The sequence below is a fragment of the Gemmatimonadaceae bacterium genome, assembly GCA_036504815.1.
In the GTDB taxonomy this organism is placed as follows: Bacteria; Gemmatimonadota; Gemmatimonadetes; order Gemmatimonadales; family Gemmatimonadaceae; genus PNKL01.
The window spans coordinates 1-13,319 of record DASXUN010000017.1 but is presented as its reverse complement, the minus strand read 5'-3'; the positions used below and the strand labels follow the sequence as shown (position 1 = coordinate 13,319).

At 67.9% G+C, this 13,319-nt stretch carries 10 protein-coding genes; 5 read left to right on the top strand and 5 right to left on the bottom strand.

From position 1 onward, the window contains the following. Positions 1-31: 31 nt before the first annotated feature. Positions 32-823 (bottom strand): hypothetical protein, encoded by a 792-nt coding sequence (locus VGJ96_08450; protein ID HEY3287136.1) that lies wholly within the window; start codon positions 821-823, stop codon positions 32-34. A gap of 187 nt (positions 824-1,010) precedes the next feature. Here VGJ96_08450 and VGJ96_08445 point away from each other — a divergent pair, with 187 nt between their 5' ends. Further along, positions 1,011-4,376, top strand: a complete 3,366-nt coding sequence (locus VGJ96_08445; GenBank protein HEY3287135.1) for a PDZ domain-containing protein — start codon at positions 1,011-1,013, stop codon at positions 4,374-4,376. A gap of 125 nt (positions 4,377-4,501) precedes the next feature. Here the strand turns inward: VGJ96_08445 and VGJ96_08440 are convergent, their stop codons facing one another. Next, positions 4,502-5,305 carry a sulfite exporter TauE/SafE family protein gene (locus tag VGJ96_08440; GenBank protein HEY3287134.1) on the bottom strand — a complete coding sequence of 268 codons (804 nt, stop codon included), beginning with the start codon at positions 5,303-5,305 and terminating at the stop codon, positions 4,502-4,504. Positions 5,306-5,551: 246 nt separating this feature from the next. Here VGJ96_08440 and VGJ96_08435 point away from each other — a divergent pair, with 246 nt between their 5' ends. Next, complete coding sequence (locus tag VGJ96_08435) at positions 5,552-6,895, top strand: citrate synthase (protein ID HEY3287133.1); 1,344 nt, start codon at positions 5,552-5,554, stop codon at positions 6,893-6,895. A 126-nt stretch (positions 6,896-7,021) separates the two neighbouring features. On the opposite strand, the gene VGJ96_08430 is transcribed toward VGJ96_08435, so the two are convergent. Continuing rightward, the gene (locus VGJ96_08430; GenBank protein HEY3287132.1) at positions 7,022-7,747 is read right to left on the bottom strand and encodes a hypothetical protein; all 726 of its coding nucleotides are present in this window, start codon (positions 7,745-7,747) and stop codon (positions 7,022-7,024) included. Here VGJ96_08430 and VGJ96_08425 point away from each other — a divergent pair. Continuing rightward, positions 7,746-8,621: a trimeric intracellular cation channel family protein gene (locus VGJ96_08425; protein HEY3287131.1), complete on the top strand. Its 876-nt coding sequence runs from the start codon at positions 7,746-7,748 to the stop codon at positions 8,619-8,621. The genes VGJ96_08430 and VGJ96_08425 overlap by 2 nt on opposite strands. An 18-nt stretch (positions 8,622-8,639) precedes the next feature. Here VGJ96_08425 and VGJ96_08420 read toward each other — a convergent pair whose 3' ends face one another. After that, positions 8,640-9,296: a hypothetical protein gene (locus VGJ96_08420; GenBank protein ID HEY3287130.1), complete on the bottom strand. Its 657-nt coding sequence runs from the start codon at positions 9,294-9,296 to the stop codon at positions 8,640-8,642. Positions 9,297-9,384: 88 nt separating this feature from the next. Between VGJ96_08420 and VGJ96_08415 the strand changes: the two genes are divergently transcribed. Then, entirely contained in the window at positions 9,385-10,608 is a 1,224-nt protein-coding gene (locus VGJ96_08415) for an MFS transporter (protein HEY3287129.1), read from the top strand. On the opposite strand, the gene VGJ96_08410 is transcribed toward VGJ96_08415, so the two are convergent. Beyond that, entirely contained in the window at positions 10,609-12,687 is a 2,079-nt protein-coding gene (locus VGJ96_08410) for a molybdopterin oxidoreductase family protein (GenBank protein HEY3287128.1), read from the bottom strand. It lies immediately after the preceding gene. A gap of 373 nt (positions 12,688-13,060) precedes the next feature. Between VGJ96_08410 and VGJ96_08405 the strand changes: the two genes are divergently transcribed. Next, positions 13,061-13,270, top strand: coding sequence for a hypothetical protein (locus tag VGJ96_08405; protein ID HEY3287127.1), 210 nt, complete (start codon positions 13,061-13,063; stop codon positions 13,268-13,270). Positions 13,271-13,319: the final 49 nt, after the last annotated feature.

Below are 13,319 nucleotides of genomic sequence, written 5' to 3'. Positions count from 1 at the left end.
CCCCCCCCCCCCCCCCGTCGCCTGCCATCCATTACCGAGCCGCCCAGCTCATCGCGTCGTGCAGCACGTCCCCGGGAATCGTGTGCCCGCCGCTGAACTCGCGATAGGTCACCTGATAGCCGTCTTTCCGCAGGGCGGGAACGGTGTCATCGCGGGTCGCACGCACGGCGATGACCGGATCGAGCGTGCCGTGGCTGACGAAGAACTCCGGCGTCCCCCGGTGCTCGCGGCCGATCAATCCGCCCGGTGACCACGCCATGACGCGGGGAAAGAGGTCGCCGTTGGCGAGGCCGACGGCGAGTGACATCGTCGCGCCGTCGGAGAAGCCGGCCACCGCCAGGCGCGTCGCGCTGATCGCGTACTTCGAGAACGTGTCGTGGAGCGCGAGGTCGAGGAACGCGATATCCGGGCCGAACTTCCCGTTGCCCACACCGTCCCAAGTCACCTTGCGCGAATTGACCGCGAGCAGGATCTGCCCCGACACATCGGCTTCGGGCACGAAGGCGTTGATGAAGTTCGCGCCGGTTCCGCCCGCCCCGTGCAGCAGGAGGACGAACGGCGCTGGCGTGGCGTCGCTGTACCTTGCCGTCACGTAGACGACACCGTCGGCCAGCGCGTTGCCCAGGCCGAGGGGACGCAGCCCCCGCGGTCCCGCGGTCTGTGGAATTCCGGGGCGCGCCGTCAGCCGTGCGCTCCCCGAGGCCTTGGGGCTTGTCAGGTCGAGCACATCGCACGATGTGAGCAAGCCGGCCGCACCAAGGGTGGCGGCCGCGAGGAACTCTCGGCGCGCAAGGCGGTGCGATGTCGGAGACTGATCGGACATGGCGGGCGGCTGGGGTTGATCCGCAAGAGGAAATTCCCGGGACTTCGTGATCCCTACGCAAGACGCCCCGGTCTGGTGTCTCGTGCGTCACGTCCCCCTAGACTCCTCTGGCGCACCGTGCGCACCTTTGCTCGTATGGGTGCCCCCAACGCCGGGGGCGCACCCGCCACCCCCAATCGTCACTTCGATGCCTCGTCTCCGCCTGTCGTGGCTCCTCGCGAGCCTCTGCTGTGCCGCCGCGCTCCCCGCGCAGACTCGCATGCTGCGGGCGCCCTCGGTGAGTGCGAAGCACATTGCCTTCGCCTACGCCCAGAACATCTGGATCGTGGATCGTGCCGGCGGCGCGGCACGCCGGCTGACGTCGTTCCAGGGTGAGACCCAGAATCCGAAGCTCTCGCCCGACGGGAGCCTCGTCGCGTTCAGCGCCGAGTACGGCGGCAATACCGACGTCTACGTGGTGCCGGTCGAGGGCGGCAACCCGACGCGCCTCACCTGGCACTCGGCCCCCGATCTGGTGCAGGGTTGGACGCCGGACGGCAAGGCAATCCTCTTCTCGTCGACACGCGAGACCTTCGGCCCGTCGGCGGCGCCAAAGTTCTACACGGTGCCGGTGAGCGGCGGCCCGGAGACGTACCTCAACATCTACCGCGGCTATCAGGGACGCCTTGCCCCCGACGGCAAGCGCATCGCGTACCGGATGAACAACAGCTGGGACGAGGAGCGCCGCAACTATCGTGGTGGGCAGAACCGCCCCATCTGGATTGCCGATCTCAAGACGCTAGAGGTCGAGACGCCGCCGTGGACCGATTCGAAGGACGTCGAGCCCGCCTGGCTGGGTGACGTCGTCTACTTCATCTCCGATCGCGACGGCGTGGCGAATGTCTGGTCGTACGACACGAAGGCCAAGAAGCTCGCGCAGGTCACCAACTTCGCCGATTTCGACGTGAAGTCGCTCGACGCGGGGGCGGGCGCCGTGGTCTTCGAGCAGGCGGGGTATATCCACGAACTCGATCCGAAGAGCGGCAATGAACACCGCGTCAGCATCACGGCGACGGGCGATTTCCCGTGGATGATGGCCGGATGGAAGGACGTGACGCCGCGCATCACCAACATGGCGCTCAGCCCGACGGGCAAGCGCGTGGTGGCGGAGGCGCGCGGCGAGATCTTCACGATCCCGGCAGAGAAGGGCGACGTGCGCAACATCGCGCCGTCGAGCGCGTCGGCGGAGCGGGATCCGGCGTGGAGCCCCGACGGCAAGTCGATCTCGTATTTCAGCGACAAGAGCGGCGAGTACAAGCTTTACATCGAACCGGCGGACGGCCTCGCGCCGCCGCGCGAGATCGCGCTGCCCAATCACAAGCACTACTACACGCCGGCCTGGTCACCGGACGGCAAGAAGATCCTGTACACCGACACCGACCTGAAGCTCTGGGTGCTCGAGGTGTCGAGTGGCCAGGCCAAGGTGATGGGCGACGATCCGTGGATGGTGCCGGCGCGCACGATGAATCCGGTGTGGAGTCCGGATTCGAAGTGGATCGCGTATGTGCGCCACCTGAACTCGCTCTACAAGCAGATCGTCGCGGTGAACGTCGAGAGCGGGATCGCCAAACCGGTGACCGATGGCTTGTCCGACGTCACGTGGCCGGCCTTCGACGCGAGCGGCAAGTACCTGTGGTTCCTGGCGTCCACCGACTTCGGGCTCAAGTCGCAGTGGCTCGACATGACCAACTACCCGTTCGAGACGACGTACGGGCTGTACTTCGCGATCCTCGCGAAGGGTGAACCATCGCCGCTGCTGCCGGAAAGTGACGAGGAGACGGGGGCGACGCCGGCGCCGAATGCCACGCGCGCGGTGCGGGGCAACGAACCGGCTCCGGCGGAAGGGGCGCCGGCCGCTCCGGCGGGGACCGATGCGCGCCCGAAGCCCGCCGCCACCGTCACCATCGACTTTGACGGCCTGTCGTCGCGAATTGTCAGCGTGCCGGGCGTTGCCACGCGCGCGTATGCCAAGCTGATGGCGGGACTGCCGGGCACCGTTTTCCTCAGCGAGGACCTGCCGGCCACCGGCACCGGGCAGGCCCAGGGCGGCCAGACGCTGCACCGGTACCAGCTGCGCGATCGTCGCGCGACGGTCTTCGTGGCGGGCATTGCCGACTACGAAGTCAGTCCCGACGGGCGCAAGCTGCTGTATCGCAGCGGCGGTGGGTTCGGCGGCGGTCCCGCTGGCGCGCCGGCGGCGCCGGCGCTGTTCATCGTGGACGCCGCGGGCGCGCCGCCGCAGCCCGGCGCCGGTCGCGTGAATGCCTCGCTGCGTGCGTGGATCGATCCCAGGCTCGAGTTCCAGCAGATCTTCAACGAGGGATGGCGCAACCAGCGTGATTACCTGTACGTCACGAACATGCACGGCGCCGACTGGACGAAGATGCGCACGATGTATGGCGCCCTCCTCCCGTACGTGAACCATCGCAGCGACCTGAATTACCTGATGGACCAGATGGGGGCCGAGATTGCCATTGGCCACTCGTACGTGCGCGGCGGCGACCTGCCGGCGGTGCCGCAGAACACCGGCGGCCAGCTCGGCGCCGACTTCGTCATCGACCAGGGGCGCTACCGGATCACGCGCCTCTACGACAACGAGAGCTGGAACACCGACCTGCGGGCCCCGCTCGTGGTGCCGGGCGTCGACGTGCGCGTCGGCGACTACGTGATCGCCGTGAACGGCGAGGAGTTGCGTGCGCCCGACAACCTGTACCGGCTGCTCGACGGCACCGCCGGGCGGCAGACCGTGCTGACCGTGAACGACAAGCCGGCGGCGGAGGGCGCGCGCCGGGTCACGGTCATCCCGGTGGCCAGCGACCAGGGGCTGCGTTCCCGCGCGTGGGTGGAACACAACCGGCGCGTCGTGGATTCGCTGTCGAATGGGAAGCTCGCGTACGTGCACCTGCCCAACACCGGCCAGCCGGGATACACGAGCTTCAACCGCTACTACTTCGCGCAGCAGGACCGGCAGGGTGCGATCATCGACGAACGCTTCAACGGCGGCGGTTCGGCGGCCGATTACATCATCGACGTGCTCGGGCGCGACTTCGACGGCTACTTCAACAACGTGGCTGGCGACCGTGTGCCGTTCACCTCGCCCGCGGCCGGCATCTGGGGGCCGAAGGTGATGATCATCAACGAGCAGGCCGGCTCCGGCGGCGACCTGATGCCGTGGATGTTCAAGCACCGCAAGATCGGCACGCTCGTCGGCAAGCGCACCTGGGGCGGGCTCGTGCACACGGCCGACACGCCGCCGTTCATCGACGGCGGTTCCATGATCGCGCCGCGCGGCGGCTTCTTCCGCCGTGACGATCAGTGGGACGTGGAGAATGTCGGCACGCCGCCGGACGTGGACGTCGAAAACTGGCCGAAGGACGTCGCGGCCGGCCGCGACCCGCAACTCGAGCGCGCGGTGCAGGAGGCCTTGCGCCTACTCGCTGCCAAGCCCGTACAGCGAGCCATGAAGGAGCCAGCGCCACCGACATGGGGGAAGCGCACCAAACCTATGCCGTAGGAGCAGAGAGACAACAGAGAGACAACAGAGAGACAACAGAGAGACCACAGAGAGACAACAGAGAGACAATAGACGCCCGTTCTGTTGTCTTTCTGTTGTCTCTCTGTTGTCTCTCTGTTGTCTCTCTATTGGAAGAGCATCCACGCGCCGCTGCTAAGGCCTATTGCTATGATCGCTCTCCGCACCCACTGCTGGCCGACCCGTTGCGCCATGCGCGCGCCGACGAGGCCGCCGATCGCGGCGCCGATGGCCATCGTCAGCGCGATCGGCCAGTCGACGATGCCGCTGACCGCGAAGATCAGCACCGCTACGACGTTGATGTTCAGGCCGCCCCAGTTCTTGAGGCCGTTCATCGTGTGGATGTTCGTGAGCCCCATCATGCCGAGCGCGGCGAGCATCAGGATCCCTGCGCCGGCGCCGAAATAGCCGCCGTACACCGCGACGAGAAACTGGTAGATGATGAAGCCGCTGCGCGGCGGCGGCAGCGCCTCACCATCCGGCGTGTGCGGCGCGTGCCCGACGACCCATCGCATCAGGGGGCCCTGCAGGATGAAAAGCAGCGTGGCGCCCCAGATCAGCCACGGCACGCTGTCGGCGAATTTCCGTTCCGGTGTCCAGAGAAGGAGGACGGCCCCGGTGCTGCCGCCGAGCAGGCTCGGCAGCGCCCAGCGCACGGTCCAGGCCCGCGCGCCGCGGAGGGCGTCGCGGTAGCTCCAGAAGCTGGTCAGCGTCCCCGGCCAGAGGGCAACCGTGCTGGTGGCGTTCGCCACCAGAGGCGGTACGCCCAGCCCAATAAGGGCGGGGAAGGTCAGCAGGGTGCCGCCCCCGGCGATGGCGTTGACGGCGCCGCCCCCCGCCGCGGCCAGCGCCACCAGCGCCAGGCGAGCAGGTTCGAGGTTGTGGACGTCAGCGGGATTCAGGATGGCCATGTAGGGAAAGTTGCGCCTACGCAACGTGCGCAATTCACATAACGTTTTGCCCGTGTGCGCCGTTCATGATACGGCATCGCGTGACATTGGAGTAGCTTGAAGCTTCACGCGCGCCCCTACTGATTCCACTAGGTGTTTCTGTTCGCCGGGGTAGGCCAATGGCCGTCCCCACAACATTGACCGAGTCCGCGTTGCGCCAGCGGCATGCGACGCCGCGGTCTCCTAATCGGGTTCTGGAAGACGACCATGTCTGGTACGACCGATGCGGCCAAGGGGCCGCCCGCTGGAGATCATCTCGAGATCAAGGACTCGCGCACCGGCAAGGTGTACTACGCCCCGATCACGGATGAGACCATCCGCACCGCTGACCTGAAGCAGATCAAGGTCAAGCCCGACGACTTCGGGATCATGGGGTACGACCCGGCGTTCATGAACACCGCGTCGTGCCGCTCCGCCATCACCTTCATCGACGGCGACAAGGGCATCCTGCGCTATCGCGGATATCCTATCGAGCAGCTGGCCGAGAAGGCGAGCTTTCTCGAAGTCGCGTGGCTGCTGCGCCACGGCGAGCTGCCGACGCAGCCGCAGTACGACAAGTGGGTGGAGGACATCACGTACCACACGTACGTGCATGAGAACATCAAGCAGTTCCTCACCGGCTTCCGCTACGACGCGCACCCGATGTCGATGCTCGCCGCCGGCGTCTCCGCCCTCTCGTCGTTCTACCCCACGGCCAAGGCCATCCACGATCCGGTGGAGCGCGACATCGCCTTCGTCCGCCTGCTCGCCAAGATGCCCACCATCGCGGCGTTCGCGTACCGGCACGTGAAGGGGCTCCCGCTCGTCTATCCCGACAACGCGCTCCCGTACACCGAGAACTTCCTCTCGATGATCGCGCGCATGTCGGAGCCGAAGTACGAGGCGCATCCCGTCTTCGCCCGCGCCATCGACGTGCTCTTCATCCTGCACGCCGACCACGAGCAGAACTGCTCCACCAACGCCGTGCGCGCCGTCGGTTCGTCGCACGTCGATCCGTACTCGGCCGTGTCGGCCGGCATCAACGCGCTCTACGGCCCGCTGCACGGCGGCGCCAACGAGGCGGTGCTGCGCATGCTCGAGGAGATCGGCCACCCGAGCAACATCCCCGCCTTCATCGAGAACGTGAAGAGCGGCAAGGGCGAGTCGCGCCTGATGGGCTTCGGCCATCGCGTGTACAAGAGCTACGATCCGCGCGCCAAGATCGTGAAGTCGCTCTGCGACCAGGTGCTCAAGATCACGGGCATGGGCAAGGACATGGAGATCGCGCTCGAGCTCGAGCGCATCGCCCTGAGCGACGAGTACTTCATCAAGCGCAAGCTGTACCCGAACGTCGACTTCTACACCGGCCTCATCTATCGGGCGCTGCACTTCCCGACGGATTACTTCACCGTGCTGTTCGCCATCGCGCGCACGGCGGGGTGGATGGCGCAGTGGGAAGAGATGCTGCTCGACAAGGAGCAGAAGATCGCCCGCCCGCGCCAGATCTACACCGGCTACGGCGACCGCCCGTACAAGTCGGCGCTGGATTACAAGCACAAGATCGTGAAGTAAGATCGAGGATCCTGAATCCGGACTGCGATCCGGGATTTCGACAGCGGATTCCGATGCACGATTTGGGGGGCGCCGAGACTCGGCGCCCCCCAATCGCTAATCACGATCCGCAATCGCGATCCTCTATCACAATCCGGATTCCATATCCTCAGTCGTCGCCGACCTGCAGAGTGTCCGCAGCGGGCACCGGCGGCAATGCTTCACCCGCGCCGTGCACACCAGCGCTCCCAGCTCCATCAGCGCCTGGTTGTGCGTCCACGCGGCGCGCCCGGTGCGCGGCAGCACCGCCTCGGCGATCACCCACAACCGCGTGAGGTCGCGCGCCCGCTTGCGGTTCAGCCGCGGCGCGAAGACGCGCTGCAGGACGCGCGCCACGTTGGTGTCCACCAAGGCCGCGCGCCGCTCGTAGGCGAAGCTCGCCACCGCCCCGGCCGTGTAGGCGCCGACGCCCGGCAGGCGGCGCAGGGCCTCGGGCTCCTTCGGCAGCGCGCCGCCATAGACGTGCGCCTCCTCGCGGACGACGCGGCGCGCGAGCTTGTGCAAATTGCGCGCCCGCGCGTAGTAGCCGAGTCCGCTCCACTGCGCGAGCACCTCCCGCTCGCGCGCCGCGGCCACCGCGGCGAGGTCGGGGAAGCGAGCGAGAAACCGCGCGTAGAACTCCATCACCCGCGACACCTGCGTCTGCTGCAGCATCAGTTCCGACACGAGGATACGGTACGCGTCGCGCGTCTCACGCCAGGGCAGGACCCGGGCGTTCCGCCGATACCAGGCGCGCAGTCGGCGCGAGAACTCGCGCGCCTCTTCAGGCGCCGGGCGGGAAACCGGGGCGGGGCGTCGTCGGGGAGACGGCATGCGCGATAAACTAGCCGACGCACACCGCCACGGCCGCTCCGGGCCGAGTTGGTTAGGTTCAGGAGGCGGGCGGACCGTCCCTCCTCCCCCCTCACCACACCCCGCCCCCCTCACCAAACCTCCGCACCCTCTCCCCCTGTCCCCTCTCCTCCTCTTTGAGATCCTCGCCGTCGTCCTCGCCGCGCTCTCGGCGATGATCACGGCATCCAAGAAGAACCTCGACTTCGTCGGGACGTATGCGCTCGCCGTCGTCACGTCGTTCGGGGGCGGCACCATGCGTGACGTGCTGCTCGACCGGCGGCCGTTCTTCTGGGTGAGCCGCTGGGAGTATCTCATCGTCATCTTCGCGCTCTGCCTGCCGTTCGTCTACAGTCGTCGCGTGCACGACTGGTCGCGGCAGCTGGTGGCGCGCGGCGAGTTCGTCGATGCGCTCGGCCTCGGCTTCTTCAGCGTGGTGGGCGTGACGATGGCGCTCGACCTGAAGCTGCCGTCCACGGTCGCGGTCCTGATGGGAGTGGTCACCGCCACGGGCGGCGGGATCATGCGTGACCTGCTCGTCAACGAGATCCCCGTGGTCTTCCGCCACGGCACCACGCTCTACACGACGTCGGCATTCGCCGGGGCGCTGGTTTTCACCGTCCTGCAGAAGTTCCACGCTCCGTTTGCCGTCTTTGCGGCGGTGGCGGTCGCCGTGGGCTCGCGCCTCTACAGCGTCTGGGCGGGCGCGAGCCTCCCGCGGCCGCACTGGATACACACCGGGACCTTTCCGGCAGCGACCGGCGAAACGCCAACAGGGGTGCGGGCCACCCCGCCGCCGTCGCCCGACGAGCCGCCGCGTGGTGCGGCGCCTCGGGACGAGCCACCGGTCGCGTAGCGCGGCCGGCGGCAGTGCCTACTTGGGGCTCCAGGAGGGCGCGTCGGACAGCAGGCCGCCGTTCACGATCAGCTCACGCGCGAGCAACAACCCGAATCCCAGGCTCAATGCGCCCGCCGCGAGGCGGATGCCGCCGCGCAGCTGCGCCATTCGCTCGCCGGCGTAGAGCGCCGGGGCCGCCAGCATCACCGTCACGAGCATCATGCCGGCGATGGTCCCCACCCCGAAGACGACGAGATACGCCACGGCCCACGCCGGCTGCGGAATGGCGGCCAGCACCAGAATCGCCACCGCCGCCGATCCGGCGAGCCCGTGGACGGTGCCGATGAGCAGCGGCTTCCGGTGATCGAACTCGTGCGTGTGCCCGTGGTCCTCATCCCGGTCACCGCCGCGCAGGTTGCTGAAGCCGAGGAAGATCAGCATCAGCGCCACGCCGAATTCGAGGAGCAGTCCCATGCGGGGCGGGATCACGATGCGGAACGCGATGATCGCGCCGCCCACGACGAAGACCGTGAGCGAATGCCCGATCCCCCAGAGCGCGCCGATCCAGGCGGCGCGCCGCATCGTGCGCTCGCGCGTCACGATCGCGGTGACGGCGACCACGTGGTCGGCATCCGTGGCGTGCCGGAGGCCAAGCAGGAACCCGAGAACGGCCGCCGAGAACGCCGAGATCATGCAGGGAGTTTACCGGCGTGGGAAACTCGCGGTCAAGCCGCGCGGTGTCGCTCTGTCGTTCATCGCGTCCACTCGCGATCTTTGTTCGATGTCCGTTCGCACGTCGCTGAATCCGTTTCGGGTGCTCGCGCATTCGCCGAATTTCCGGCTCTTCTTCGCCGGCCAGACGACGTCGCTCATCGGCACATGGATGCAGCAGGTGGCGCAGGGCTGGCTCGCGCTCCAGCTCTCCAACGACGCCTTCCTCGTCGGCGTGGTCGCGGCCGCGGGGACGCTGCCCATTCTCCTCCTCTCGCTCCCGGGCGGCCTCGTTGCCGATCAGTACCGCCGCCTGCGGGTGGTGACGATCGCGCAGTCGTTCCTGCTCGCCGAGGCGACGCTGCTCTGGTGGTTCACGTGGTCCGGGCACATGACCATCGGATGGCTGATCGCCATCGCCCTGCTCGGCGGCGTGATCTCGGCGTTCGAAATTCCGGCGCGGCAGTCGCTGTTCATCGAGATGGTGGGCAAGGAACACGTGATGGACGCGATCGCGCTCAACTCGAGCGGCTTCAACTTCGCGCGCATCGTCGGTCCGTCGCTCGCCGCCATCGTGATCGCGCGCTTCGGCCTCTCGTGGTGCTTCGGCATCAACGCGCTCTCGTACCTGGCGGTGCTCATCAGCCTGGCGATGATCCGCCTGCCGCACCTGCCCGTCGTCGCCGCCCGGCGCCCGCTGCACGCCCTCGGGGAAGCGTTCGCCCATGTGCGCACGCACCGGCTGACGGCCGTGCTGATGCAGGTGGTGGCCGTTTATTCGCTCCTGAGCATCCCGATCCTCACGCTGCTGCCGGTCCTGGCGCGCGACGTGCTCGGCCTGGGCGCCGGCGGCTACGGCGTGCTGATGACCTGCGTGGGCGTCGGCGCGATGATCGGCGCGCTCAGCATCGCGGCGGCCGGACCGCGCCTGAAGCGGCACCGCGCGCTGGTGGTCACATCGCTGGCCTTCCCGGCGCTGATCGTGCTGGCGGCGCTGTCGCGCACCGAACTCCTGACGGGTGTCGTGCTGTTCGGCGTCGGCGCGTGCATGGTCGTCAACAGCGCGGTCATCAACGCGCTCCTGCAGTCGGCGGCCCCCGACGCGCTGCGCGGGCGCGTCATCTCGATCTATGTCGCGGTATATATCGGCACGAACCCCATCGGCTCGTTCCTCAGCGGATGGATCGCGCGCCACTGGGGCACGCCGCTCGCGATCGGCGGCATGGCCGCTGTAATGGGCGTCTACGCGCTCTGGGCGCTTCGCCGCTATCCGGAGCTACGGCACGGCGACTAGTCACTCCGACGGCGCGATCTCCACGAGGTTGTCGTAGAAGACGGGACCGCCGCCCATGTCGGTGGTGCGCTGCGACGTGGTCTCGTTGGCATTGTGGCCGTCGCTGGTGAACTTCCCCCACCAGACGCTCGGCGCCCACGCCACGCCGACCCGCACGCTGTCCGAGACGCGGGCGACCGCCGTGAAGGCGCCGCGGTCGTTGAACACCACCACGGGCAGGCCGTCGACGATCGCCCGCGGCGCCGCGTCGTCGGGGTGCACGGTGATCTCCGGTTCCGCATCGCGGCGAAGCGACGCGATGTTCACGAAGGTCGAGTTCAGGAATTGGTGCCGCGGTGACGAGACGAGCGTGAGCGGGAAACGCGCCGCCAGTTCCGGCACCTCCTCGGGAAACTCGTGCGGCGGCGTGAACGCCGGCAACGGATCAAGTCCCATCGCCTCCATGCGGGCCGAGTAGAACTCGCACTTTCCGCTCGGTGTGGCAAAGCCGCCCTCGGCATACGGGAGATACGGCGTGGGGACGTTCAGCCGCACCCAGCCGTTCGTCATCAGCGCGTCATAAGTCACCGTGGCCATCTTCGGGTCGGTGGACGACAGGGCCTGCCGCAGCAGCGCGTCGTCATCATCGGCAAATACGGCGTCCGCGAGTCCCATCGCCGCGGCGATCTCGCGGAAGATCTGCGTGTTCGGCTTGCTCTCGCCCAGCGGCGCGATGGCCGGCCGGTTCAGCGTGGCGTAGTGATGCCCGTACGCGAAGTGCACGTCCCAGTGCTCGAGCTGCGTCGTGGCCGGCAGCACGTAGTCCGCGTGGTCCGCCGTGTCGGTCTGGAAGTGATCAAGCACCACCGTGAAGAGATTCTCGCGACGCAGTCCGGTGAGGACGACATTGCGGTCCGGCGCGACGGCGGCGGGGTTCGAGTTGTAGACGACGAGCGCCTGCACCGGCGGACCGCCCACGCCCGCGTCAGAGCGCGTGAGCGCGTCGCCCAGCCGGATCATGTTGATGGTCCGCACCTCCGGCGACAGCTCGGGGCGCTCCAGGGCGGCGGTGTTGTACTTGAAGTTCGCGCTCGTCGAGAGCTGCACGCCGCCGCCGGGTCGCCGCCAGTGGCCGGTGATCGCCGGCAGGCAGGCGATGGTGCGCACGGCCATCGCGCCGCCGCCGTGGCGCTGCAGGCCGTAGTTGATGCGCAGGAACGCGGCCTTCGAGCGCCCGTACTCGCGCCCCAGCGCGACAATCCGCTCGGCGGGAAGTCCCGTGATCGCGGCGACGCGCTCCGGCGGATACTCCGCGGCGCGCGCGCGCAGCGCCTCGGCGCCGAGCGTGAAGCGCGTCAGGTAGTCGTCATCCTGCAGGCCGTCGGCGAAGAGCACGTGCATCATGCCGAGCGCGAGCGCCGCGTCGGTGCCCAGACGGATGGGCAGCCACTCGTCGCACTGGTCGGCGGTGCGCGTGCGGAGGGGATCGATGCAGAGCACGCGCGCGCCCTGTTCGCGCGCCTGCCGCACGAACGGCCACAGGTGCGGGTTGGACGTCAGCGTGTTCGTTCCCCAGAGAATGACGAGGTCGCTCGACGGGATCCCCTCCGCATCGGCGCCGACGCTGGCGCCGACCGTCATGCGCATTCCCCACATCCCGGCCGTGCTGCAGATGGTGCGATCGAGTTTCGACGCGCCGAGGGCGTTGAAGAAGCGGCGGTCCATCGACTGGCCCTGCAGCATGCCCATCGTGCCGCAATACGAGTACGGCAGGATCGCCTGCGGGCCGTGCGGTCCGTCGGCGATCGCCCGCAGCCGCGCCGCGATGTCGCGCAGGGCCTCGTCCCAGCTTACGCGCGCGAACTCGCCGCGTCCCTTCTTGCCCATCCGCTTCAGGGGATGCAGCAGCCGCTCGGGATGATACGTGCGCTCCAGGTAGCGGTTGACCTTCGCGCAGAGAAAGCCGGCCGTGAACGGATGATCCGGATCGCCCTGGATGCGCACCGCACGGCCGTTCTCCACGGTCGTGATGAGGGCGCAGGTATCCGGGCAGTCGTGCGGGCACGCGCCCCGGATTGCCTGAACGGCGGATTCCGTCACCGATGGGTCTCCGGATCAAGGGGAAGGCCGCCCACTTCGGCGGGGAAAGTCGGAAGATAGGGTGCCGATTGGCCCCCCGGGAAGCGCCACGGCGGCGGTCCGTCCGCAACTGCTTGCGTGTTCGGCAGTTAGGTCATATATTGCGCTGTTCCACTTTGGTGCGCGTCGGTGCGTGACGGGACCGCGTGTCGCGTCGTGCCAGAGGCAGAGCGAAGGCGCGTCGTACAGCGTCGGCATGGGCCCCCGTTTCGAGCGCATGCCAGATGTCTTGACGGAGCACCCAGACTCTGTAATTTCAGCGCGTTCGAGCACTGCGTACCAAGGCGCAGTCTCGCGCTGTGCCTTATGTGTCCCTCCTTTGGAGAATTTCTCAATGAAGCGCATTGCCCTCGTCGCTGCTGTGCTCGTGCTCGCCGCCTGCGCCAAGAAGGATGAGGCCCCGGCTGCGGCTCCTGCCGCTGATTCGGCTGCTGCTGCCCCGGCGGCTGCTGTTGACACGACCAAGAAGGATTCGACGGCTGCTGCTCCGGCCGCCGCTCCGGCTGCTGCGCCGGCTGCTGCTCCGGCTGCCAAGAAGCCGTAATCTCGGTTTCCGAAATGCAGGACGCGGGCGCGACGAAAGTCGCGCCCGC

Excerpts from the sequence above, each read along its gene's own strand:
- VGJ96_08425 (HEY3287131.1), top strand. The coding sequence starts at position 7,746 with ATGCGCGATAAACTAGCCGACGCACACCGCCACGGCCGCTCCGGGCCG.
- VGJ96_08430 (HEY3287132.1), bottom strand. The coding sequence starts at position 7,747 with ATGCCGTCTCCCCGACGACGCCCCGCCCCGGTTTCCCGCCCGGCGCCT.
- VGJ96_08420 (HEY3287130.1), bottom strand. The coding sequence starts at position 9,296 with ATGATCTCGGCGTTCTCGGCGGCCGTTCTCGGGTTCCTGCTTGGCCTC.
- VGJ96_08450 (HEY3287136.1), bottom strand. The coding sequence starts at position 823 with ATGTCCGATCAGTCTCCGACATCGCACCGCCTTGCGCGCCGAGAGTTC.
- VGJ96_08435 (HEY3287133.1), top strand. The coding sequence starts at position 5,552 with ATGTCTGGTACGACCGATGCGGCCAAGGGGCCGCCCGCTGGAGATCAT.
- VGJ96_08405 (HEY3287127.1), top strand. The coding sequence starts at position 13,061 with ATGAAGCGCATTGCCCTCGTCGCTGCTGTGCTCGTGCTCGCCGCCTGC.
- VGJ96_08445 (HEY3287135.1), top strand. The coding sequence starts at position 1,011 with ATGCCTCGTCTCCGCCTGTCGTGGCTCCTCGCGAGCCTCTGCTGTGCC.
- VGJ96_08415 (HEY3287129.1), top strand. The coding sequence starts at position 9,385 with ATGTCCGTTCGCACGTCGCTGAATCCGTTTCGGGTGCTCGCGCATTCG.
- VGJ96_08440 (HEY3287134.1), bottom strand. The coding sequence starts at position 5,305 with ATGGCCATCCTGAATCCCGCTGACGTCCACAACCTCGAACCTGCTCGC.